This window comes from Rathayibacter sp. VKM Ac-2801, from assembly GCF_009834245.1.
Classification (GTDB): Bacteria; Actinomycetota; Actinomycetes; order Actinomycetales; family Microbacteriaceae; genus Rathayibacter.
On record NZ_CP047183.1, the window covers coordinates 1,322,169 to 1,345,005 of the forward strand.

The following is a 22,837-nucleotide window of genomic DNA, read 5'->3' on the forward strand; positions in this document are numbered from 1 at the left end:
CTGCGGCAGCGGCAGGGCCGGCTGCTCGGACGGGGCGTCGAGCTCTTCGTGAGAGAGAGGATGCTCCTCCGCGGCGCCGAGCGCAAGAGGCATCCGGATCCCGCTGACGGCACGGCCCCGTTCGGAACGCTCGGTAGACTGGACCGCCTGTTTTCCCGCGGCCCCCGGAGCGCATCCTGCGCCTCCCGGCCCGCGGCGGCGGACCCTCGGAAGGCGGACGATGACGGACGGCAGCACTGTGCAGGCCACCGAGCTCTCTCGGGAGCGCGACTACGTGGCGGCGCTCTACGCCCGCCTCGACGAGCTGATCGCCCAGGCCCGCGAGGCGCTGGACACCGTCCGCATCGAGAGCGTCGGCGGCAATCACCAGAGCCGCTCCGAGCGCGACGCGTACGCACGCCTCTACGAGGACCGCATCCGCTCGCTCACCGGCGCCGACGACCGGCTCGCCTTCGGCCGGCTCACGCTGGCGGACGCCGAGTCCGAGCACCGCTACATCGGCCGCATCGGCCTGCGCGACGAGGAGCAGGACACGCTGCTGCTCGACTGGCGCGCCCCGCAGTCGGCCGCGTTCTACCAGGCCACCGCCGCCCGGCCGATGGGGACGCGCGCCCGGCGCCACCTCACCACCCGGGGGCGCGAGGTCCTCCGCTTCGAGGACGAGGTCTTCGACGAGGAGCTGCTGCGCGAGGGCACCGTGCTGCAGGGCGAGGGCGCGCTCATGGCGGCCCTCGGTGCGCAGCGCACGGGCCGGATGCACGACATCGTCGCGACCATCCAGAGCGAGCAGGACCGCATCATCCGGTCCGAGCTGCGCGGCGTGCTCGTCGTGCAGGGCGGGCCCGGCACCGGCAAGACCGCGGTCGCCCTGCACCGGGCCGCCTACCTCCTCTACTCCTACCGCGACCGCATCGCCTCCTCCGGCGTGCTCGTGGTCGGGCCCTCGCGCTCCTTCCTCCGCTACATCGAGGCGGTGCTGCCCTCGCTCGGCGAGACGGGCGTCGTCCTCTCGACGCTCGGCCAGCTCTACCCGGGCCTCGACCTCGTCGAGGAGGACGTGCCCGCGGTCGCCCGCGTGAAGGGCTCGGCGCGGATGGCGGAGCTGCTCAAGCGCGCGGTCCGCTCCCGCCAGATCGTCCCGTCCGAGACGCAGGTGCTCGACGTCAACGGCGAGAAGCTCCGCCTGGAGCCGCAGGACGTGGAGCGCGCGATCACCCGGGCACGCGACACCCGCAAGCCGCACAACGAGGCGCGCGTCTCCTTCGTCAAGACGCTGCTCTCGCAGCTCACCCGCCAGCTCGCCGATCAGCTGCGGAGCCACGGCAGCACGGTCGACGAGGCCGACGAGGCGGTGCTGCGCGAGGACGTGCGGACCGCCCGCGACGTCCGCGTCGCGCTCAACACCGCCTGGATCCCGCTCACGCCCGAGAAGCTGCTGCAGGACCTCTACGCTCGCCCGAACTGGTTCGCGACGCTCACGCCGCGCTGGACCGCCGCGCAGCGCTCCCTCCTCCGCCGCGACCGCGACGCTGCGTTCACGGTCTCCGACGTGCCGCTGCTCGACGAGGCCGCGGAGCTGCTCGGCGCCTACGACGACCACGCCGACGCCTCGAAGAAGGCCGAGAAGGAGCAGCGCCGGCGCGACATCGAGAACGCGGAGGCCGCCATCCGCAACATGGGCGTCGACGGTCTCGTCAACGCCAAGGACCTCGCGGCCGGTTTCGCCGAGCGCTCGGTGCTCGGTACGACCGCCGAGCGGGCCGCGGCCGACCGCACCTGGACCTACGGGCACGTCGTGGTCGACGAGGCGCAGGAGCTCTCGCCGATGCAGTGGCGGGTGCTGCTGCGCCGCTGCCCGATGCGCTCGTTCACGATCGTGGGCGATGTCGCGCAGGCGTCCGGAGCCTCCGCCGCCTCGAGCTGGGACGCCGCGCTCCGCGACACCTTCGGTCGCCAGGGCCGGGGAGTGGAGGCGGCGCCGTGGCGCCTGGAGGAGCTGACGGTCAACTACCGCACGCCCGCGCAGATCGTCGCTTTCGCCGAGCGGACGGCGCGCGAGAACGGGCTGGAGATCACGCCGGGGGAGGCCGTGCGCTCCACCGAGTGGCCGGTGCGGACGATCCGCGACCGCGGTGACGCGGCCCTCACCGCACGCGTGCTCGCGGCCGTGGTCGAGGACAGGGCGATCGAGGCGGAGGGGACCCTCGCGGTCATCGCGCCCGACGACGACCTCGCCGCGATCGCCGAGCGCCTCGAGGAGCGGTTCGGCCGGGAGGTGGGCCGCGGAGCGACCGGGCTCGACCGCGCGATCGCCGTGCTCTCGACCAACGACGCCAAGGGGCTCGAGTTCGACTCCGTGATCATCGCCCGCCCGCGCCTCATCGCGCAGACCGGCGAGCGCGGCGCGGCGTCGCTCTACGTCGCGATGACCCGGCCGACGCAGCGCCTCACCCTGGTGGAGTGAGCGCTCGCAGCCCGCTCCCAGACTCCGCTCCCGGGCGCCGTAGGATCGAGGCATGAGCAGCGAGAACCTGACCAAGCCCGAGGTCGACGCCCCTGAGGGCCCGGCCCCCGACACCCTCGTCGTCGAGGACATCGTCGTCGGCGACGGCGCCGAGGCGCAGCCCGGCTCGACCGTCGAGGTCCACTACCTCGGCGTCGAGTACGACACCGGCGAGGAGTTCGACTCGTCCTGGAGCCGGAACCAGTCGATCAACTTCCCCCTGAACAACCTGATCCGCGCCTGGCAGCAGGGCATCCCCGGGATGAAGGTCGGCGGCCGCCGCAAGCTGATCTGCCCGCCCGCGCTGGCGTACGGCCCGGCCGGCGGAGGGCACCCGCTCTCCGGCAAGACCCTGATCTTCGTGATCGACCTGCTCGGCACCAAGTAACTCCGAGCACACGACGAAGGCGCAGCTCCTAGCGGGGCTGCGCCTTCTTCACGCGGTCGACCAGTTCGCGCCACGCCCCGTCGAGCTCGGTCTCGCCGAGGCGGACGTGGTGCGTCTGCACGCGGATCTCGTAGACGAAGCGGTCGGCCCGGCCGGGGGACTCGCCGTCCGCGGCGTCCCAGGGGAGCGAGCCGAGCAGGTCGCGCCAGGCGCGCTCGTCGGGCTGCTGCTCGACGTCGACCCGCCACACCCGGCGGAGGCCGGCGAATCCGCCGCTGCGCGACACGATGACGTCCATGCGCGCGATGCTACCCGCCTCCGCCCGCGAGCGGACCGGCTCAGGCGGACAGCGTCACGCCGACCGTCGTCCAGCCGGTGCGCACAGCGGCCTCGACCTCGGAGCCGGATCCGTAGCGCTCGGCGGCGGCCTGCACGGTGAGCGCTGCGAACGCCTCGAAGTCGGCCGTCGCGGTGAGGACGCCCCCGGTCAGCACGTCGTACCAGACCTGCCCGGCGCGCTCCCACGCCTGTCCGCCGAGGGTCGTCGCCGCCACGGCGAACGCGCGGTTGGGGATGCCCGAGTTGATGTGCACTCCGCCGTTGTCGTCGTCGGTCTCGACGTAGTCGGCCATCGAGCCCGGCTGCGGGTCGGAGCCGAGGACGTCGTCGTCGTACGCGGTGCCGGGCGCGATCATCGACCGCAGGGCCGTGCCCTGCACCTCGTCGGTGAAGAGCCCCTCACCGATCAGCCAGCTCGCCTCGTCGGCGCTCTGCCCGGCGCCGTACTGCTCCAGCAGGGCTCCGAACACGTCCGAGATCGACTCGTTGAGGGCTCCGGACTGGCCCCGGTAGACGAGGTTCGCCGTGTACTCGGTGATGCCGTGGGCGAGCTCGTGGCCGATCACGCTCTGCGAGACGGTGAAGCGGCGGAACACCTGGCCGTCCCCGTCGCCGAAGACCATCCGCGAGCCGTCCCAGAAGGCGTTGTCGTAGTCGTCGCCGAAGTGCACGGTCGCGTCGAGGGGGAGCCAGGCGTCGTCGATCGAGTCGCGGCCGTACGCCCCCTGCAGGAAGGCCGACATCGCGCCGAGGCCGTCGTACGCCTCGTCGACGGCCGCGTCTCCCGTGGCCGCCTCGCCCTCGCGGCGGACGACCGTGCCGGGCAGGGTCTCCTCCGTCCGCGCATCCGCGATGGTGCGCTGGAGCGACTGCACGCGGTTGCGCGGCGAGGGCGTCGCGGCGGCGGTCGGCGCCCCGCGGCCGGGCGAGGGCTCGCCGGGGCGGACCCGCCGGAACGGCACGTCCTGCTCGAGCGAGCGGGTCGCGGCCCGCGCGGCCCGGGCGAAGGCCGGATCGTCGAGGCGGGCGATGCGGACGAGGAGGTACGGCGGCACGACGGTTCGTCTCATGCCCCGATCCTGGCATCGACGTCCGACACGATCCCGGGCTCGCCCGGCGGACCCGCATGCGGTAGCGCCGAGCGGTAGCGTGAGCGCGACGAGCGGTTTCCAGCGATCCGGGGCCAGGCCCCGAGGACGACGAGGGCGGACATGGGCATCATCACGCGGGGCTTCTTCGGCAAGAGGGAGTCGGACCCGGACCTCCCGCCGGGCCAGCACCTCGAGAACGGGTTCCCCGTCCTCTCGATCGGACCCACCCCGAACATCCACGAGTGGGCCTTCTCCATCGACGGCGGCCCCGCGGGCGTCCGCCGCTGGAATCGCGAGCAGTTCGACGCCCTCCCGCACGAGGACGTGCACACCGACATCCACTGCGTGACCCGGTGGTCGAAGCTCGGCACCAGCTGGCGCGGCGTCTCGGTCGACACGCTGCTGGAGGGCATGGAGACGGACGCCGGCTTCGTCATGGCGCAGAGCTTCGGCGGCTACACGACGAACCTCCCGCTCGCCGAGATCCGCGGCGGGAAGGCCTGGGTCGTCACCGAGTTCGAGGGGAAGCCCCTCGCCGCCGAGCACGGCGGCCCCGCGCGGCTCCTGGTGCCGCACCTCTACTTCTGGAAGAGCGCGAAGTGGGTGCGGACGCTCCGCCTGATGCCCGGCGACGAGCCCGGCTTCTGGGAGCAGAACGGCTACCACATGCACGGGGACCCCTGGAAAGAGGAGCGCTACTGGTGATGTGGACGGAGGCGGTGGCCGAGTCGGTCGCGCCGCTCACCCCCACGTCGCGTCTTCTGGTGCTCCGCGTGCCCGGGTGGCCGGGCCACCTGGCGGGGCAGCACCTCGACGTGCGCCTCACCGCGCCCGACGGCTACCAGGCGAGCCGCTCCTACTCGATCGGCGCCCCGGCCGACGGGGAGCGGGTCGAGCTCGCGGTGGAGCGCTTGGACGACGGGGAGGTCTCCCCGTACCTGGTCGACGGCCTCGAGGCGGGCGACCGGCTCGAGATCCGCGGTCCGATCGGCGGCTGGTTCGTCTGGCGTCCCGAGCAGGCGGAGCCGGTGCAGCTGATCGCCGGCGGGAGCGGCGTGGTGCCGCTGATGGCGATGGCGCGCGAGCACGCCCGGTCCGGGAGCGGGGCGCGGATGCAGCTGCTCTACTCGGTCCGCTCGCCGGTGTTCGCCTACTACCGCGAGGAGCTGGGGGCGCTCGCCGACCTGCCGGCGGCCTCGGGCGGAGTCGCGGTGGACCACGTCTTCACCCGGGTGGCGCCGGCGGGAGCGGCGCGTCCGGCCGGCCGCGTCACTCCGGAGCTGCTCGCCGAGTCGGCACTGCCGGCCGCGCTCGAGCCGACCGTCTACGTGTGCGGCCCGACCTCGTTCGTCGAGGCCGTCGCCACCGCCCTGGTCGAGCAGGGCCACGCGCCCGAGCGCGTGCGCACCGAGCGCTTCGGCGGCGCCTGACGCATCCCCGCGAGCGGCCGCCCGGGCGGGAGCGCGCTGCGCGCGTCCGCCCCGGCGGGGTCCCGCGGGGAGGGAGGGATCACTCGAAGGAGACGGTGCGGTTCTCGCCGATGTCGGGCTGCCCGCCGGTGACGGCGGCCGTGAGGACCTTGAACAGCACGACCGGACGGGGCTCGTCGGTCGCCCACAGCTCGACGGTCTCGGCCTCGACGCGGATCAGCGCGACGGTCGGGTCGTCCTTGCCGTCGGGGAACCAGCCGGCGACGGCCGGGGACCACAGCTCGTCCACCTTCGCCGGGTCGTGCACGACGGTCGCCGAGCCCGCCACCGACAGGTAGCCCTTCTTCGACTCGAACGCGACGTTGACGCTCGGGTTCGCGCGGATGTCGTCGACCTTTGGCGACGGGTCCTGCGTGAAGAACCACAGCTCGCCGTCGAAGTCGATGTCCTGGGCCTTCAGCGGACGGCTGACGAGCTGCCCGGTGGCGTTGACGGTGGTGAGGAGCCCGATCCCGGCGCTCTTCACCATCTCGGTGATCTGCTCGCGGTCGTCGGAGTCGGCGGGAGTGATGTCGGTGTCGGTCATGGTGCCGACGCTACGCGGACCGGGCGCCGCCGCAAGGGGTGGCGACGCCTCCCCGTGCGTGTCTAGCGTCGAGGCATGGACACCGAATCGATCTACACCGCCATCCTCGACAGCGGAGCGGAGCAGGAGAGCATCCGCCTCGAGACGGTCGGCGGCGAACCGCAGCGCTCGCTCACCCGGACCGCCGACATCGACGGCGAGGAGGTCGAGGTGGTCTGGGAGCTCGAGCCCGACGACGACGGCTTCCACGTCTACCGCCCGGTGCGGGTCGAGGGCCGCGACGACGACAGCGGACTGGTCTCGGACGACCGGCTGACCGACGGCGGCGGCGCCGACGCGGCCTCCGGCGACTGACTCCCCGCGCGCCCGTCCGCCGGCCGGAGCCGCGCGGGCGGGCGCGCACCTCCGTCCGCCCCCCGCGGACGCCCCCGGGCTCAGGCCGTCGGGTGCAGCGCGTCGTACGCGCGGAACCCCGGTCGCAGGCGCAGCACCGCGGCGAGGATCGCGATGATCGCGAGCCCGCCGGCGAGCGGGGGCAGCCAGAGCAGCGCGAGCGAGGCCAGCAGGCCCGTGTAGAGGTCGCCGACCCGCGGGCCGCCCGTCACCACGACGATGAACACGCCCTGGAGCCGCCCCCGCATGTTGTCCGGGACCGCGGTCTGCAGCATCGTCTGCCGGAAGATCGAGCTGATGTTGTCGGAGGCGCCCGCTCCGGCCAGGGCGACCGCCGCGAGGGCGATGAGCACCGCGTTCGGAGTCGACGCGTCGTGCCGCACGAGCGCGGCACCGAGCAGGACCGCGCCGAACGCGACGACGAACGCGCCGTAGATCTGGATCGAGCGGCCGATCGCGAGGCCCTGCCGGCGGACCCCGGTGAGCCGCCCCGAGAAGACGCCACTGATCAGCGCGCCGATCGCGAACGCGGCCGTGAGAGCGCCCACCGTCACCGCGCCCCCGCCGAGCAGCACGGCGGCGGCTGCTGGGAAGACCACGCGCGGCTGGCCGAAGGTCATGGCCACGATGTCGACCAGGAACGACATCCGGATGTTCGGGGCGCCCTTCAGGAAGCGCAGTCCGTAGCGGAGGGACTCCAGCCCCGGCCGCTGCCGCTCGCCCTCCGGAACGAGCGCCGGCAGCCCCGCGATGCCGAGGAACGCGGCGAGGAACAGCACGACGTCGATCGTGTACGTGATCGCGAAGCCGGAGGAGGCGACCAGCACACCGGCGAGGGCCGGCCCGACGGTCACCTCGACTCCGCTCGCGATGCCGCCCAGCGCGGCGGCGGCGGGGACCAGCTCGGTGCGGAGCAGCCGCGGAGCCAGCGTCATCCGGGTGGTCACGATCACCGTCGTCGCCACCGCGTTCACCGCGGTCAGCAGGTAGAGGGAGAGCGGAGTCTCGGCGCCGAGCCAGGCGAGCGCCGCGATCCCCGCGGTCGAGCCCCAGGCCACGATCGCGGCGAGCAGGAGCACCAGGCGGCGGTCGAACGCGTCGGCGAGCATCCCGCCGTAGAGGCCGGCGATCACGGTCGGGACCAGCGCCACCACGCCGACCAGCGCGACCGCGAGGGTCGAGCCGGTGAGCTCGTAGATGTGCAGGCCGACCGCGACGATCGTCATCTGGCCGCCGATGCCCGAGATCACGTTGCCGGCCCAGAGCCGGGCGAAGGCGGGGGACTCGCGGAGGGGGGAGACGTCGAGGACGTGGCTGCGCCGGGGGGCGCGGGGGGTCTGGCTCACTCGCTCCATTCTGCTGACTCCACCGCCCCGACGGGCCGCGTCGCGCCGATCCGGGGGCTCAGGGGCCATCCCCTAGGGTGAGAGGCATGAGCACGTCATCCGACGGCGCGCCCGGGCGTCAGGGTCCTCCTGCACCGCGAGCAGCCGGAGCCGCCCCCTCGCGACGCTCGATCCGCACCGCCGCCGAGGCGGGCGCGCGTCGCGCCGCTGCCGCCACGGGTGGTCGGCGCAGCTCCACCGGCGGCGCGCGCACCGGTGCCGCGCAGACGGGTGCCGCCGCCTCCGGCGCCCGCGGGCTCCTCCGCCGCTACGGAGCCGGGATCGCCTCGGTCCTCCTGGCGCTCCTCGCCGTCCCGCTCTCGTTCTTCGTCTGGTACGCCCTGATCTCGCTCGGCGCCTACCCCGGCGACCAGGCCGTCAGCGATCTGCTGGTCGGCGTGCTCTACACCGCGCTCGTGCACGCGGTCCTGCTCGCCGGGATCCTGCTCGCGGTCTCCACCATCCGGGCCCGGCGCCGCGAGAAGCGCCCGCCGATCGCCGGCTGGATCGGAGTGGTCCTCAACGTCCTCGTGCTCGTCTACTGGCAGCTGCTGGTCTCGCCGTGGCTCGTCGTGCTCTGGAACCGGGCCACCGGCTCCTGACACGGCCCTCCCTCTGGTAGAGTCGTCCGGTTGCCGTTCGACGGCCGCGGATCAAGAGAGCCCACGCATCAGGCGCCGGGCACCGCGCAACGAGAGAGAGGGGATCCCATATATGGCACTCGAAGCAGATGTCAAGAAGGCGATCATCGAAGAGTACGCGACCCACCCCGGTGACACCGGATCCCCCGAGGTGCAGGTGGCGGTCATGACCAAGCGGATCAAGGACCTCACCGAGCACCTCAAGGAGCACAAGCACGACCACCACTCGCGTCGTGGTCTGCTGCTGCTCGTGGGTCAGCGTCGTCGACTCCTCGGCTACCTGTCGGATGTGGACATCAACCGCTACCGCTCGCTGATCGAGCGTCTCGGTCTGCGCCGCTAGCTCCTCCCGGAGCAGGGCGCGGTCTCGATGACACCGCGAACTTCTTGCCGATCGGGCCGTTCTCCTCGCGGAGGGCGGCCCGTTCCGCGTTCCCGGGCGGACGAGGCCCGCGGCGCAGGTCAGGGCAGGGGAGCGGGTCGGTCGACTCCGCCCCACGAGAAGCCGCTCGAGGCCGAGAACCAGTCGGCCGCGGCCCGCTGGAGCGCCGAGTCCTCCTCGGGGCGGCCGGGAGCCTCCACGGCGTCGACGAGCCCGGGCAGGGCGATCCGCCAGGCCGCGGCGCTGCGCTGGGCGCGGGCCCAGTCGCGCGCGCACACCGGATCGCCGGCCGCCGCGGCGAGAGCCTGCGGCGAGGTCACCCGCCAGCCGGTGTCCGATTCCGCGACCACGACCGCGCAGGTGAGCGCGGCGCCGCGGATGATGCTGTCGGGGCCGGCGGAGGGGCCGATCGCCTGATCCTGAGCCGCGACGACCGCCGTGAGCGCGAGCTGCAGCCGGGTCGAGGGCTCGTCGGGCCGCGGCCGGATCCTCCCGTCGCCGGCCGAGACCGACGCCGCCGAGCCGGGTGCGAGGAGCAGCCCGGAGGAGGACTGCGACGCGTGCAGGCTCAGCAGCCCCGTCACTCCGTCCGTCCCGCTCGTCACGCCCCGCACCGAGGAGTCGCCGAGGCTCCAGACGACGGGGGTGCGGTTGTGGAGGGTGAGGCGCCGGTGGTCCTCGTCGAGGCAGGCCACGAGGTGGCCGCCCGGCACGCCCGCTCCGCCCTCGAAGGCGGACGAGGCGGCCAGCAGCTCCCGGGCGTCGTCGCACTGGGCGGGGGCGTCGGAGGCGGCCGCGGCGCCCGAGGCGACCGGCGCCCGAGGGGTGAGGGAGCCCTGCACGCCCGCGACCGCCGCCGTGGTGAGCGCCGCGGCGGTGAGGAGGAGGACCACGCCGCGCCTGCCCATCCTCCGCACCTCCTGGTCGGAGGCTAGCCCGGCGGGGGCCCTCGGGCCAGCGTCGCGAGGGCCCGCGGGACGTCCGGCAGGATTTCTTTCGAGGAATCTCAGACCGGGTGCATCCGCGGAGGCGCCTCGGCCGGAAGTAGTGGTGAAGGCCCTTCTCGACCACCCCCCGACCCCTCGCGGGTCCCATCGTGAAAGAGGAACACCGTGACCGCTTCCCGCTTCTCCCGCAGCCTGCTCGCCGGTGCCTGCATCGGAACCCTGGCCGTCGTCGGCATCGCCGCCACGCCCGCCACCGCCGCAGACGCCGACTCGGCCGATCTCTCGGTCCTGCACGCCGTCCCCGACACCCCGGTCGACGTCTACGTCGACGACAAGCTGACGCTCGACGACTTCACCCCCGGCTCGCTCGCCGGCCCGCTCGACCTGCCCACCGGCACCTACAAGGTCGCCATCACGGCCTCCACCGCCGCGGACGCCAGCGCCCCTGTGATCGGCCCGATCGACATCAGCCTCGAGGCCGGCAGGAGCTACACCGTCGCGGCGCACCTCAAGCCGGACAACACCCCCACCGCGACCCTCTTCACCAACGACATCTCGAAGACCGCCGCGGGAGAGGGCCGGCTCACGGTCCGCCACATCGCCGCCGCTCCGGCCGTGGACATCCTCGCCGGAGGGTCGCCCGTCCTGACGAACGTGACCAACCCGAACGAGGGCGTGCTGAACCTCGCCCCGGCCACGATCTCGACCGTGGTCGCCGCGACCGGCACCACCGCGCCGGTCATCGGCCCGGCCGACGTGCAGGTCCAGGAGGGCGTGAACACGATCGTCTACGCCTGGGGCAGCCTGGAGAAGGGCAACCTCGCCCTCGCGACGCAGACCATCGAAGGACTGCACTCCTCGCCGTCGGGCGTCCCCGCCGGTGAGGCCGGCCTCGCCGCGGACAACCGCCCCGACGCCGCCGCGGGCTGGTGGGGCGGAGCACTGCTCGCCGCCCTCGCCGCCGCCGGCGCCGTGCTGATCGGCCGCCGCACCGCCGCCTCGCGTCGCTGACCCGAGGATCCGACCGCCGGGTCGGCCGTGCTGGAGCGCGGCCGTCCCGGCACCCCCGACCACGACCCAGGAGGACGCCATGAGCCGGAACCCCTTCCCTCTGCGCGTCCTCGCCGTGGTCGGGCTGATCGTGGCCGGTGCCGGTCTCGCCGGATGCGCGGCGCAGGAGTCCCGGGTGGAGCCCGCTCCCGCCGTCGTCTCCTCGGCGCCCCAGCAGCCGGTGCCGGCCACGGTCCCCTCCTCACCCGCGGCGGCCCCGCCGGAAGCTGTGCCGTCCGTCCCCGTGGCGGACGCCCGGCTCGGCGCGACTCCCGCCCCCACTGCGCTCGCTCCCGCGCGGCTCGTCGTCGACGGGCTCCCCGTCGACATGGCCGTCGAGCCGGTCGGAGTGGCCGATGACGGCACGATGGAGCTCGTGCCCGACACGCAGGTCGCCGGCTGGTACCGCTTCGGCGCCGGCCTCGACGAGCCGGAGGGCACGGTCGTGATCGCCGCGCACGTCGACTCCCTCGCCTACGGCCTCGGACCGTTCGTCGAGCTGAAGAAGGCGGTCGCGGGTCAGACCGTGACCCTGACCGGCGCGGACGGCGCGGAGCGTGCGTACACCGTCTCGACGGTGGAGACCACGGAGAAGACCACGGTCGACCTCTCGGCCGTGTTCGCCGCCGACGGCGCGCCGCGCCTGGTCCTGATCACCTGCGGCGGCGATTTCGACTACGACACCCGCCACTACCTCAGCAACGTGGTGGTCACGGCCGTCCCGGCCGGCTGATCCGCCCGCCCGGGCCTCAGCGACGTACGATGAGCCTCGCAGCGCCGCACGCCCCCGGGCAGCGGCGCCCCCCGCAGCCCTGGAGGGACCCCCTGATCGAGACCATCGAGCCCGCCGACGGCGCCGAGGCCGACAGCGCCCTCGTGGCCCGGCTCGGCCGCCGCTTCGCCGCGGGGGAGGAGGCGGCGCTCGCCGAGGCGTACTCGCGGTGGTCGCCGCTGGTCTTCACGCTGGCACTGCGCTCGCTCGGCGACCGCGGCGACGCGGAGGACGTGGTGCAGCGCGTGTTCGTCTCGGCGTGGACCTCCCGCTCGGGCTTCGACCCCGGACGGGCGGCCCTCGGGGCCTGGCTGGTCGGAATCTCCCGGAGGAGGATCGCGGACGCGCACGAGGCGCGGGCGCGCGAGCGGAGGCTCACCGAGGCCCTCGTCGCCGTCGCCCCGGTCGAGGAGGGGGAGGCCCCCGTCGACCTCGAGGCGCGGATCCTGATCGCCGACGAGCTGGCCCGGCTGGATCCCGTCCCCCGGCGCGTGATCGGCCTCGCCTTCTACGAGGACCTCACCCACACCGAGATCGCCGAGCGCACCGGCCTGCCGCTCGGTACCGTCAAGAGCCACATCCGCCGCAGCCTCGACCGGCTCCGCTCCCGCCTGGAGGTGAGCAGCACATGACCCACCTCGATCCCGACGAGCTCGCCCTGCTCGCCCTCGGCGAGCACTCGAGCGACGCCGAGCAGGCCCACCTGCGCGACTGCCCCGACTGCGCCCGGCAGCTGGTCGAGCTCGGCCACGCGGCGGGCCTGGGACGCGCGAGCCGCGCTCTCGAGCTGGAGGCGCCGCCCGCGATGGTCTGGGACCGCATCCGCGAGGAGCTCGCCCTCGGCGACCTCGGGCCCGGCGCCCTGCCGGAGTCGGCCGCCGCCGTGCCGCCTCCGCTCGCCCTTCCCCCGGGACGGCACCGTCCCGCCCGCCGCCGCCGGCCCCGCGCTCTGATCGCCGTGCTGGCCGCCCTCGGCTCGCTCGTCGTCGGGGTCGCGGGCGGAGCCTGGTGGCAGGCCTCGCGGAGCGACGACACCGCCGCCGTGGTGGCGCGCGCCGATCTCGCCGCGTTCCCCGACTGGCAGGGAGCGAGCGGTACCGCCGAGCTGGAGGACGCCGACGGCGCCCGACGCCTGCACGTGCACCTCGACGCGCAGAGCGCGGGCGACTCGTACCGGGAGGTCTGGCTCCTCGCCGCCGACGCCTCCGGGCTGGTCGGCCTCGGCGTGCTCGACGGGACCGACGGCGTCTTCGCCGTCCCCGACGACGTCGACCTCGCCGAGTACTCGCTCGTGGACGTCTCCCAGGAGCCGTTCGACGACGACCCGGAGCACTCCGGCGACTCGATCGTCCGCGGCCCCCTGCGCGAGGGCTGAGGCCTAGGCCGCGCGCTCCGCCAGCACGGCCGTGAGCGCCTGCACCGCGGCGGAGGGGCGCGGCGCCGTGCAGACCGAGAGCTCCCAGACCAGCCCCGGCCAGTCGAGCGCGAGGGCCGTGACGCCCTCCAGCGGCTCGACGCCCGCGCGCGGCACGATCGCCGGACCGAGCCCCGCCTGGACGAAGCGGGGGATGCCCGGCAGATCGGCGACCTCGGTCGCCACCCGGCGCGATGCCCCGGCCTCGCGGAAGGCGAGGTCGACGGCGACCCTGTTGCCGAAGCCGGCGGGCGTGTCCACGAAGGTGAGCCCGTCGAGGTCCTGCGGCGAGGGCGGTCCCGCCGCGGCGAGCGGATGCGCGCTCTCCACCAGCAGGACGTAGTCGCTGCGCACCAGCCGCGTCACCGCCAGGCCCCGCAGCTGCGGCGAGGGCAGAGCGAGCAGGGCGGCGTCGAGCAGGCCGCGGCGCAGGTCCTCCGCGAGACCGGTCGAGCCGGTGGTCGAGGTGCGCAGGAGCAGGTCCACCAGCGGGTGCCGGGCGCGGAAGACGCCGAGCGCCCCGGGCAGGTCGACGAGGTCGAGAGCGGAGAAGGTGCCCACCCGCACCCGCCCGCGGAGCCCCGCCGCGTCGTCGGCCGCGAGCGAGCGCATCCGGTCGAGGCTGTCGATCGCCGCCCGGGCGGAGGGCAGGAGGGCCTCGCCGACCGCGGTGAGCGCCACGCGCCGGGTCGAGCGGGCGAACAGCGGCGAGCCGAGCTCCTGCTCGAGCGAGCGGATGCTCGCCGAGAGGGTCGACTGCACGACGAACAGGCGCGCGGCCGCCCGGGTGAAGCTGAGCTCCTCGGCGACGGCGACGAAGGCGGCGAGCTGGCGGTCGTCCATGCGCCCATTATCCAGCAGTGCCGATCAATCCATCCGAGATCCTCCGTTGGACACGGATGATGGGGCGGAGCACTGTGGACACCGTGACCACCACCGACCGCTCCCTCCCCTCCGTCCACCGCCGCGAGCTCCCGCACCGCCACGGCTTCCGGGTGATCGCCGTCGCCTTCCTCGCGGTGATGGCGTTCTCCACCGTGCCGACGCCGCTCTACGCGATCTACCAGCAGCGCGACGGGTTCCCGGCCTTCGTCGTCACCGTGGTCTTCGCCGCGTACGCGGTCGGAGTCGTGGCGAGCCTCTTCCTCGCCGGGCACGTCAGCGACTGGCTCGGCCGCCGCCGGATCCTGCTCGCGTCGATCCTCGTCGAGGTCCTGGCGGCCGCCGTGTTCCTGCTCTGGCCGGACGTGCCCGGGCTGATCCTCGCCCGTCTGCTGACCGGGCTCGGCGTCGGCGCCCTCACCGCGACGGCCACCGCCCACCTCGCGGAGCTGCGCGCGATCGCCCGTCCGGAGGAGGGGCCGGGCGCCGCCCGCGCCGTCTCGACCCTCGTCAACATGGGCGGGCTGGCGCTCGGCCCGCTCGTCGGCGGGGTGTTCGCGGTGACGGTGCGCGAGCCGCTGGTCGTCCCCTACGCCGCGTTCCTCGTCCTCCTCGTCGTCCTCGGGATCGGCGTCGCGCTCGTCCCCGAGACGGTCGAGCGGCGCGAGGTCCTCCCGGCCTACCGCCCGCAGCGCCTGGCCGTCCCGGCCGCATCCCGCGGCGTCTTCCTCTCGGCCGCGGTCGGTGCGTTCGCGGGGTTCGCCGTGTTCGGCCTCTTCACGTCGCTGGCGCCGACCTTCCTCGCCGGGCGCTTCGGCGAGACCTCCCACCTCGAGGCGGGCGCGGTCTCCTTCGGGGTCTTCGCCGCCGGAGCCCTCGCCCAGCTGGTCTCGACCCGCCTGTCCTCGCGGACGGCGCTCCGTCTCGCGGCCGTCGCGCTGACGGCCGGGCTGCTGCTGGTCGCGACGGGCGCCGTGATCGTCTCGGTGTCCGCTTTCATCATCGGCGGGGTGCTCGCAGGAGCGGGGGTGGGCCTGCTCTTCCGCCTGGCGCTCGGAGTCGCGGGCTCGCTCGCCACCGACGAGACCCGCGGCGAGGTGCTCGCGGCGATGTTCCTCGCCGCCTACCTCGGCCTCGCAGTGCCGGTGCTGGCGATCGGAGCCGCGCTCGCGCTCCTGCCGGCCGTCCCGGTCCTGCTCGGCTTCGTCGCCGTCGTGCTCGTCCTGGTGCTCGCGGCGATCGCCCGGATGCGGCGCACCGCCTGACGCGAGCGGGGGAGGGGCCGCGCGCTGGACAATGGGGGCATGAAGCTCTTCTCGTTCGGACGCGGCGACGCGAACCCCCTCCCCTCCGACGACCGCGGCTCGGGCAAGCTCGACGACTACGACTACGAGCTGCGCCCGAAGTCGCGGCGCGGCGACACCCTCCTCAGGCTCGCCGACTCCCGCCCGCACCAGGACGAGATCGCGCGGGTGCTCGCCCTCGGCGAGGACGAGGTCACGGCCGTGATCCCGCGCCGCACCGCGGAGGAGGAGCGCGTGGACGCTCCGATGCCGGTCCGCCTGTTCGCGGCCCAGCGCCCCTCGGGACTCGTCGGTCAGGTGCCGCGCGGTCTCGAGAACGTGGTCGAGGCCGCCCTCGCCCGGCTCTCGGAGGCGGGGAAGTCGCCCCGCGTCCCGGCCCGCATCGTGACGGCCCGGGGCGGGCTGCGCGTCGAGCTGCTGATGCACGAGACGCGGGGCTGACAGGCGGGAGGCCCGCCGGGACGGCGCGGTCCATGGAGGAACCGCACCGCGGCTGATAGCATGGACCGGTTCCGAATCCGAAAGCGACCGCCGGTCGACCCAGGGTTCGAGCCACGGAGCAGGCCGGCAGGAAGCTGGTCCTCGGTGGTGGAGTCCCGGACAGCGGCAGCGTGCGACAGAGCACGGGCCGCCGCGGCACGAGTCGCAGGCGATCCCGATCGCACGCGGCACGTACCGCTCGCGGCGCAGGTCGCGACAGCCCGGAGCTCTTCTACTGGTGGCCAGCACGAACGCCCTCCACACGACGGCACGGCGCGAAGCCCTGCCGTGGGATCGTCTCGATTCCTGACCGGACCGCTGCTCCGACGAACGCCGGCGCCCAGAAGGGGCGCCGCTGCAGACGTTAAGGAGACAGACCTCTTGGAAGGTCCTGAAATCACATTCGCCGAAGCCGTTCTCGACAACGGCTCGTACGGCACCCGCACCGTCCGCTTCGAGACCGGCCGCCTCGCGCAGCAGGCTCAGGGCGCCGTCGCCGCATACCTCGACGAGGACACCATGCTCCTCTCGGCCACGTCGGCCTCGAAGAACCCGAAGGACAACTTCGACTTCTTCCCGCTGACCGTCGACGTCGAGGAGCGCTCCTACGCCGCCGGCAAGATCCCCGGCTCGTTCTTCCGCCGCGAGGGCCGCCCCTCCACCGAGGCGATCCTGGTCTGCCGTCTGATCGACCGGCCGCTGCGCCCCTCGTTCGTCGAGGGCCTGCGCAACGAGGTCCAGATCGTCATCACGGTCCTCAGCATCGCGCCGGACGAGTTCTACGACGCCCTCGCGATCAACGCCGCGAGCGCCTCCACGCAGATCTCCGGCCTCCCGTTCTCCGGCCCGATCGCGGGCGTCCGCCTCGCCCTCATGTCCGACGGCTCCGGCAACGACCAGTGGGTCGCCTTCCCCAAGGCCTCCCAGCTGGAGAACGCCGTCTTCGACCTCACCGTCGCGGGCCGCGTCGTCACCAACGAGGACGGCTCCTCGGACGTCGCCATCATGATGGTCGAGGCCGAGGCCACGGAGTCCTCCTGGAACCTCATCAAGGCGGGTGCGACCAAGCCCAGCGAGGACGTCGTCGCCGAGGGCCTCGAGGCCGCGAAGCCCTTCCTCCGCGCGCTCGTCGAGGCGCAGGCGACGCTCGCGAGCTCGACCGCGAAGCCGGTCAAGGACTACCCGGTGTTCCTGCCCTACGCGCAGGAGACCTACGACAACGTCGCCGAGCTCAGCTACGACGAGCTCGTCCGCGTGTACCAGATCGCCGACAAGGTCGAGCGGCAGGACGCCGACGACGCCCTCAAGGCGCGCGTCAAGGAGCAGATCGCCGAGCGCATCGCCTCGGGCCGTCTCTCGGCCGAGGCCTACAACCAGGTCGGCGCGGCGTACAAGTCCGTCACGAAGGTGGTCGTCCGCGGCCGCATCCTCCGCGACGGCGTGCGCATCGACGGACGCGGCCTGGCCGACATCCGCCCGCTCGACGCCGAGGTGCAGGTCATCCCGCGCGTCCACGGCTCGGCCATCTTCCAGCGCGGCGAGACCCAGATCCTGGGCGTCACCACGCTGAACATGCTCAAGATGGAGCAGCAGATCGACTCGCTGTCGCCCGTCACCAAGAAGCGGTACCTGCACCACTACAACTTCCCGCCCTACTCGACCGGTGAGACCGGCCGCGTCGGATCGCCGAAGCGTCGCGAGATCGGGCACGGCTTCCTCGCCGAGCGCGCCCTCGTGCCGGTGCTGCCGAGCCGCGAGGAGTTCCCCTACGCGATCCGCCAGGTCTCCGAGGCGCTGAGCTCCAACGGCTCGACCTCGATGGGCTCGGTCTGCGCGTCGACCCTGTCGCTCCTCAACGCCGGAGTGCCGCTGCGCGCCCCGGTCGCGGGCATCGCGATGGGCCTCGTGTCCGACGTCGTCGACGGCCAGACCCGCTACGCGGCGCTGACCGACATCCTGGGCGCCGAGGACGCGCTCGGCGACATGGACTTCAAGGTCGCCGGAACCTCCGAGTTCGTCACGGCCATCCAGCTCGACACGAAGCTCGACGGCATCCCGTCGTCGGTGCTCGACGCCGCGCTCAAGCAGGCCAAGGACGCCCGCACCACGATCCTCGCGGTGCTCACGGCGGCCATCGACCAGCCCGACGAGATGGCCCCGACCGCGCCCCGCGTGATCTCGGTGCAGATCCCCGTCGACAAGATCGGCGAGCTGATCGGCCCCAAGGGCAAGACGATCAACGCGATCCAGGACGAGACCGGCGCCGACATCTCCATCGAGGAGGACGGCACCGTCTACATCGGAGCCGTCGACGGTCCGTCTGCCGAGGCCGCGCGTGCGCAGGTCAACGCCATCGCGAACCCGACCAACCCCGAGGTCGGCGAGCAGTTCCTCGGAACCGTCGTCAAGCTCGCGACCTTCGGCGCGTTCGTCTCGCTCCTCCCGGGCAAGGACGGACTGCTGCACATCAGCGAGGTCCGCAAGCTCGCCGGCGGCAAGCGCGTCGAGAACGTCGAGGACGTCCTCGGAGTCGGCCAGAAGCTGCTCGTCCAGATCACCAAGATCGACGACCGCGGCAAGCTGTCCCTCGCGCCCGTCGTGGCCGAGGAGGCCGAGGCCGAGGCTCCCGCCGAGAGCTGATCCCTCCTGCACGACCGTGACGCCCGTCCCACTCCGTGGGGCGGGCGTCCGTCGTCGGCGGGGGCATGGGGTACGGTGGCGGGACCGCGCCGCACCGCCCCGACCGGAGGACTCCGTGACCGACCCGACGCCCCTGGCCATCGAGCCGGAGACGCCCCTCCTCTCACGCACCCTGGGTCGGACCGGCCTCCCCGTGCATCCGCTCGCTCTCGACGGCTCCGTCTTCGGCTGGGCCGCCGGGATCGACGACACCACCGAGGTGCTCGACGCGTTCGGCCGTCTCGGCGGCACGCTCATCTCGACCGCGGACCACTACGCGACCGGCCGGAGCGAGTACATGATCGGCCGCTGGCTCGAGCAGAGCGGGCTGCGCGAGCGGATGCTGGTCGCGACGAAGGTCGGCCGGCACCCGGACGCGCCGGGTCTCGCGCCGGAGGACGTCCGCATCGCGATCGAGGGGAGCCTCGAGCGGCTCGGGACCCGGATCGACCTGCTCTCGTTCGACAGCGAGGACCCCGAGATCCCCATCGCCGAGAGCCTGGCGGCCGTCGCGCCGTTCCTCGCGGACGGGTCGGTCGGCGCCCTGGGCGCCGCGCACTTCAGCGGAGCCGCGATCACGGCGCTGCACGAGACGGCGACCGCGTTCGCGCTGCCGTCGCTCTCGGCCGTCGTGTCGGAGTACAGCCTGATGGAGCGCCGGACCTACGAGACCGATGTCGCCCCCGAGGTGGTGCGGCTCGAGCTGGGCACCCTCGCGCGGCTGCCGCTGGCGAGCGGCTTTCTCACTGGTGCCCTGCGCAGCCGAACGGACGAGCCGGAGTCCGCCCTGTTCGAGGCGGGCCTGGACTACATCGGCCGCCACGGCTCGCGCGTGCTCGCGGCCCTCGACGAGATCGCCGAGGCCCACGGCACGGAGCCCGGCGTGGTCGCGCTCGCCTGGGTGCTCTCGCACCAGGAGGTCTCTGCTGCGGTCGTCCGGGCCCGCAACGCCGCCGAGCTCGAGTCGCTGTTCGCGGCGGCGGTCCTCCCGCTGACCCGGAGCGACATCGCTCAGCTGGACCGCGTCTCCGCCTGAGGCCCTCGCCCGCGCGGTACGCCCTCCTCGGGCACCGCGCGGGCAGTCCGCTCCCGCACCCGGAGCGGGGGACCGGAGCGGCGAGATTCAGCGGCGCAGGATGCGCGCCTCCCACGGCCCGAGCATCGATCCGGTCGCACCCGCGACGTTGCCCAGCACCGTCTCGGCACCCGCCCAGTCGTCGAGCAACGGCACCTCGATCGGCTCGCCGGACACGTTCCCGACGACGAGCAGCTCGCCCGGTCCGGTCCGGGTGAAGGCGAAGAGCGCGGGGTGCTCGGGCTCCAGCAGCGCGAAACGACCCAGCTGCACCGTCTCGTCGGCGTGCCGCAGGGCGATCAGCGCCCGGTAGTACTCGAAGACCGACCGCTCGGCGGCCCGGTCGGCGGTGACGTTCACCTCGGCGGCGTTCGGGTTGACCGCGATCCACGGCTCGCCTGTCGTGAACCCGGCCTGCGGACCGTCGTCCCACTGCACCGGGGTGCGGGCGTTGTCGCGGCTCTGCGCGCGCAGCCCGGCGAGCACCGTCTCCGGGTCCTCGCCGCGCTCGTCGACGGCGTCGGCCCAGTAGTTCAGCGACTCGACGTCGCGGAAGTCCTCGATGCCGGCGAACGGGACGTTCGTCATCCCGATCTCGTCGCCCTGGTAGATGTACGGGGTGCCGCGCTGGAGGTGCAGGAGCGTCGCCCAGAGGGTCGCGGACTCGTAGCGGTGGACGCCGTCGTCCCCGAAGCGGGAGACGAGTCGCGGCTGGTCGTGGTTGCCGAGGTACAGGCTGTTCCAGCCGCGCTCGGCCAGGCCGTCCTGCCAGCGGGCGAGGTTGGCCTTCAGGGCGACCAGGTCCAGCGGCACCGGATGGAACTTGTCGACCCCGTGGTCGATGCCGACGTGCTCGAACTGGAAGACCATGTCGAGCTCGCGCCGCTCGGGATCCGTGACGAGCACCGCCTCCTCGAGAGTGACCCCGGGCATCTCGCCGACGGTGAGGAAGGAGCCCTCGCGGTGCGCGAACACGGCCTCGTGCATCTCGCGGAGGTACTCGTGGAGCCGCGGACCCACGCCTCCGACGATGCCCGCGCCGCCCTGCTCGCCGTCGATCGCCCCGACGTCCTTCGAGACGAGGTTGATCACGTCCATCCGGAAGCCGTCCACTCCGCGGTCGAGCCAGCGGTTCATCATCGCGTGCACCGCGTGCCGCACCTCGGGGTTCTCCCAGTTGAGGTCCGGCTGCTGCACCGCGAAGAGGTGGAGGAAGTACTCGTCCGTCGCCGGGTCGAGTGTCCAGGCCGGGCCGGAGAAGTAGGAGCGCCAGCCGTTCGGCTCGGAGACGTCGAGGCCGGCGCCGGCGGCCGCCTCGAGCTCGCGGCCGGGCTCGGCCGAGCGGCGGCCGCGGCGCCACCAGTACCAGTCGCGCTTCGGGTCCTCCTGCGAGGAGCGGGACTCGACGAACCAGGCGTGCTCGTCGCTCGTGTGGTTGACCACCAGGTCCATCACGATGCGGATACCGCGCTCGTGCGCCTGGGCGAGGAGCAGGTCGAACTCCTCCAGCGTGCCGAACCGCGGGTCGATGTCCTCGTAGTCCGAGATGTCGTAGCCGTTGTCGTGCTGCGGCGACGGGTAGACCGGCGAGAGCCAGATCACGTCGACCCCCAGGTCGGCGAGGTGGTCCAGCTTCGAGCGGATGCCGCCCAGGTCGCCGATGCCGTCGCCGTTCGAGTCGGCGAACGAGCGCGGGTAGATCTGGTAGACGACGGCGCTCGTCCACCAGGGCGCGGTCGTCTCCTGCTCGGGGGAGCCGGAGGTCGGGGAGGTGGTCTCGGAGGGGGTCGGGGCGGCGGAGTCCATGGTCGCGAATCTAGCCCGGACGGCCCGCACGGCGGGGCCCGACGCACCGCTCGCGGGTGCGACGCGACCCGTCCGCGGCGCTCGTGTAACGATCTGGTGAACCGTGCGCGACACGGCGGAGTGGCGGCTCAGGCGCTCGGATACTCTCTCCCCTGGCGGGACCCGAGCCGCCGCAGGGAGAGTGGTGGCGTGCCCAGGGACAGGACCGGCGCCGCCGTGCGGGCTCCCCGTCACAGTGCCGTCCCGCTCCCGCCCGGGGCCTCCCGCGCAGTCCCAGCGAGCGGCGTCCTCGCCGAGACCGGGCCGGTCGAGCCGACCGCCGTCGCACCGTCGCGCCGCCGGCCGCTCGGCGACTCCGGCCACGACCTCTTCCCCTTCGTGCTCGACGCGGCGGCCCTCGGCCGCGACGACGGCGCCGCCCTGCTCGAGCGCTACGCGGCGTGGGGCGGCAACGGCGTCGTCGTCACCGACTCGACCCTCGCGGAGGGCGTGGGCGGCTGGCCCGCCGGCCACCGCGACCGGGACCGCTTCCTCCTGATCGGCCGCTTCGGCGCCCCGGCCGGAGCGCCCGCGACGCCGCGTGCGCTGGTGGACCGTGTCGAGGGGGCGCTGCGCCGCCTCCGCACCGACCGCCTCGACGTGCTGGCGGTCCGCCCGGACGGCGCGGGGCGCCTCGACGAGCTCCTCAGCGCCGTCGACGTGCTGCTGGCACGCGGCCTGGTGCGCTCGGTCGTCGCCTCCGGATTCTCCCCGGAGGAGTTGTTCGAGGCGCGCGTCCTCGCCGCCCACGGACTGCCCCGCCTCGCCGGCGCGGAGGTCCGGTGGAACCTGCTCGAGCGGCCCGGATCGGAGGGCGACCTCGGCCTCGTCGCCGCCGGCCAGGGACTCGCCCTGCTCGCGACCGTCCCCCTCGCCCACGGGTTCCTCCGCGGCGCCGAGCGCACCCGCCGCGAGCTCGGCCGCCTGCCCGACGGAGCACTCGCCGCCGCCCACCTCGGGCGCCGCGGCCGCCGGGTGCTCGCCGTCCTCGACGCCGTCGGCGCCGAGCTCTCGGCCTCGCCCGCCGCCGTCGCCCTCGCCTGGCTGCTCGGCCGGCCGCGCCTGACCGCCGCGACCGTCGCCCCCCGCTCGCCCGCCGACGTGGACGCGCTCGTCCGCTCCGTCTCGCTGGACCTCGACGCCGGCCACCTGGCCGCGCTGGAGCGCGCGCGCCGCTGACCGCGCGCGTCCGCGACGCCCCCAGCGGCTCTCCCGCCACGGCGCGACAGTCCGGCTCGGTCCGCTGTCGCG

General features: G+C 73.8%; 23 protein-coding genes. 16 read left to right on the forward strand and 7 right to left on the reverse strand.

What is annotated here, in order from left to right:
• Positions 1-220: 220 nt before the first annotated feature.
• A complete protein-coding gene (locus GSU45_RS06065) occupies positions 221-2,464 on the forward strand; it encodes a UvrD-helicase domain-containing protein (protein ID WP_159913544.1) in 2,244 nt (747 codons plus the stop codon).
• Between the two features lie 52 nt (positions 2,465-2,516).
• Positions 2,517-2,891, forward strand: coding sequence for an FKBP-type peptidyl-prolyl cis-trans isomerase (locus GSU45_RS06070; protein WP_159913546.1), 375 nt, complete (start codon positions 2,517-2,519; stop codon positions 2,889-2,891).
• 28 nt (positions 2,892-2,919) lie between these two features.
• On the opposite strand, the gene GSU45_RS06075 is transcribed toward GSU45_RS06070, so the two are convergent.
• Together GSU45_RS06075 and GSU45_RS06080 are read right to left on the reverse strand one after the other, a co-directional pair.
• Positions 2,920-3,189, reverse strand: a complete 270-nt coding sequence (locus tag GSU45_RS06075; protein ID WP_104239032.1) for a protealysin inhibitor emfourin — start codon at positions 3,187-3,189, stop codon at positions 2,920-2,922.
• 40 nt (positions 3,190-3,229) lie between these two features.
• Positions 3,230-4,300: a M4 family metallopeptidase gene (locus tag GSU45_RS06080; RefSeq protein WP_159913548.1), complete on the reverse strand. Its 1,071-nt coding sequence runs from the start codon at positions 4,298-4,300 to the stop codon at positions 3,230-3,232.
• A gap of 141 nt (positions 4,301-4,441) precedes the next feature.
• On the opposite strand from GSU45_RS06080, the gene GSU45_RS06085 reads away from it, so the two are divergent.
• Both GSU45_RS06085 and GSU45_RS06090 read left to right on the forward strand, forming a co-directional pair.
• On the forward strand, positions 4,442-5,026 hold the full coding sequence (locus GSU45_RS06085) for a molybdopterin-dependent oxidoreductase (protein ID WP_159913550.1): 585 nt from the start codon (positions 4,442-4,444) through the stop codon (positions 5,024-5,026).
• Entirely contained in the window at positions 5,026-5,751 is a 726-nt protein-coding gene (locus tag GSU45_RS06090) for a ferredoxin reductase (RefSeq protein WP_159916927.1), read from the forward strand. The genes GSU45_RS06085 and GSU45_RS06090 overlap by 1 nt, the downstream gene beginning before the upstream one ends.
• 79 nt (positions 5,752-5,830) lie before the next feature.
• On the opposite strand, the gene GSU45_RS06095 is transcribed toward GSU45_RS06090, so the two are convergent.
• Complete coding sequence (locus GSU45_RS06095; RefSeq protein ID WP_159913552.1) at positions 5,831-6,337, reverse strand: pyridoxamine 5'-phosphate oxidase family protein; 507 nt, start codon at positions 6,335-6,337, stop codon at positions 5,831-5,833.
• 75 nt (positions 6,338-6,412) lie between these two features.
• Here GSU45_RS06095 and GSU45_RS06100 point away from each other — a divergent pair, with 75 nt between their 5' ends.
• Positions 6,413-6,691, forward strand: coding sequence for a hypothetical protein (locus tag GSU45_RS06100; protein ID WP_159913554.1), 279 nt, complete (start codon positions 6,413-6,415; stop codon positions 6,689-6,691).
• A gap of 80 nt (positions 6,692-6,771) precedes the next feature.
• On the opposite strand, the gene GSU45_RS06105 is transcribed toward GSU45_RS06100, so the two are convergent.
• Positions 6,772-8,076, reverse strand: a complete 1,305-nt coding sequence (locus GSU45_RS06105) for an MFS transporter (protein WP_244248240.1) — start codon at positions 8,074-8,076, stop codon at positions 6,772-6,774.
• A gap of 86 nt (positions 8,077-8,162) precedes the next feature.
• Between GSU45_RS06105 and GSU45_RS06110 the strand changes: the two genes are divergently transcribed.
• Both GSU45_RS06110 and rpsO read left to right on the forward strand, forming a co-directional pair.
• On the forward strand, positions 8,163-8,717 hold the full coding sequence (locus tag GSU45_RS06110; protein WP_159913558.1) for a hypothetical protein: 555 nt from the start codon (positions 8,163-8,165) through the stop codon (positions 8,715-8,717).
• Positions 8,718-8,829: 112 nt separating this feature from the next.
• Positions 8,830-9,099 (forward strand): 30S ribosomal protein S15, encoded by a 270-nt coding sequence (gene rpsO, locus GSU45_RS06115; RefSeq protein WP_104276136.1) that lies wholly within the window; start codon positions 8,830-8,832, stop codon positions 9,097-9,099.
• Between the two features lie 119 nt (positions 9,100-9,218).
• Here the strand turns inward: rpsO and GSU45_RS06120 are convergent, their stop codons facing one another.
• Positions 9,219-10,046 (reverse strand): hypothetical protein, encoded by an 828-nt coding sequence (locus GSU45_RS06120; protein WP_159913560.1) that lies wholly within the window; start codon positions 10,044-10,046, stop codon positions 9,219-9,221.
• A 204-nt stretch (positions 10,047-10,250) separates the two neighbouring features.
• On the opposite strand from GSU45_RS06120, the gene GSU45_RS06125 reads away from it, so the two are divergent.
• The 4 genes from GSU45_RS06125 (at position 10,251) to GSU45_RS06140 (ending at position 13,282) form a co-directional block, all read left to right on the forward strand.
• Positions 10,251-11,096, forward strand: coding sequence for a DUF4397 domain-containing protein (locus GSU45_RS06125; protein ID WP_159913562.1), 846 nt, complete (start codon positions 10,251-10,253; stop codon positions 11,094-11,096).
• Between the two features lie 79 nt (positions 11,097-11,175).
• On the forward strand, positions 11,176-11,868 hold the full coding sequence (locus GSU45_RS06130) for a class F sortase (protein WP_159913564.1): 693 nt from the start codon (positions 11,176-11,178) through the stop codon (positions 11,866-11,868).
• Between the two features lie 29 nt (positions 11,869-11,897).
• Positions 11,898-12,539: a sigma-70 family RNA polymerase sigma factor gene (locus GSU45_RS06135; protein WP_159913566.1), complete on the forward strand. Its 642-nt coding sequence runs from the start codon at positions 11,898-11,900 to the stop codon at positions 12,537-12,539.
• Positions 12,536-13,282, forward strand: a complete 747-nt coding sequence (locus GSU45_RS06140; RefSeq protein WP_159913568.1) for an anti-sigma factor — start codon at positions 12,536-12,538, stop codon at positions 13,280-13,282. Before GSU45_RS06135 ends, GSU45_RS06140 begins: the two co-directional genes overlap by 4 nt.
• Before the next feature lie 3 nt (positions 13,283-13,285).
• Here the strand turns inward: GSU45_RS06140 and GSU45_RS06145 are convergent, their stop codons facing one another.
• Entirely contained in the window at positions 13,286-14,164 is an 879-nt protein-coding gene (locus tag GSU45_RS06145) for a LysR family transcriptional regulator (protein ID WP_159913570.1), read from the reverse strand.
• An 83-nt stretch (positions 14,165-14,247) separates the two neighbouring features.
• Between GSU45_RS06145 and GSU45_RS06150 the strand changes: the two genes are divergently transcribed.
• The 4 genes from GSU45_RS06150 (at position 14,248) to GSU45_RS06165 (ending at position 19,702) form a co-directional block, all read left to right on the forward strand.
• Positions 14,248-15,468 (forward strand): MFS transporter, encoded by a 1,221-nt coding sequence (locus GSU45_RS06150; RefSeq protein ID WP_244248241.1) that lies wholly within the window; start codon positions 14,248-14,250, stop codon positions 15,466-15,468.
• Between the two features lie 39 nt (positions 15,469-15,507).
• The gene (locus GSU45_RS06155; protein ID WP_159913572.1) at positions 15,508-15,948 is read left to right on the forward strand and encodes a hypothetical protein; all 441 of its coding nucleotides are present in this window, start codon (positions 15,508-15,510) and stop codon (positions 15,946-15,948) included.
• A 420-nt stretch (positions 15,949-16,368) separates the two neighbouring features.
• Complete coding sequence (locus tag GSU45_RS06160) at positions 16,369-18,627, forward strand: polyribonucleotide nucleotidyltransferase (protein ID WP_159913574.1); 2,259 nt, start codon at positions 16,369-16,371, stop codon at positions 18,625-18,627.
• A gap of 115 nt (positions 18,628-18,742) precedes the next feature.
• On the forward strand, positions 18,743-19,702 hold the full coding sequence (locus GSU45_RS06165; RefSeq protein WP_159913576.1) for an aldo/keto reductase: 960 nt from the start codon (positions 18,743-18,745) through the stop codon (positions 19,700-19,702).
• Positions 19,703-19,789: 87 nt separating this feature from the next.
• Here GSU45_RS06165 and GSU45_RS06170 read toward each other — a convergent pair whose 3' ends face one another.
• A complete protein-coding gene (locus tag GSU45_RS06170; protein WP_159913578.1) occupies positions 19,790-21,547 on the reverse strand; it encodes an alpha-glucosidase in 1,758 nt (585 codons plus the stop codon).
• Between the two features lie 189 nt (positions 21,548-21,736).
• On the opposite strand from GSU45_RS06170, the gene GSU45_RS06175 reads away from it, so the two are divergent.
• Positions 21,737-22,765 carry an aldo/keto reductase gene (locus GSU45_RS06175; RefSeq protein ID WP_159913580.1) on the forward strand — a complete coding sequence of 343 codons (1,029 nt, stop codon included), beginning with the start codon at positions 21,737-21,739 and terminating at the stop codon, positions 22,763-22,765.
• Positions 22,766-22,837: the final 72 nt, after the last annotated feature.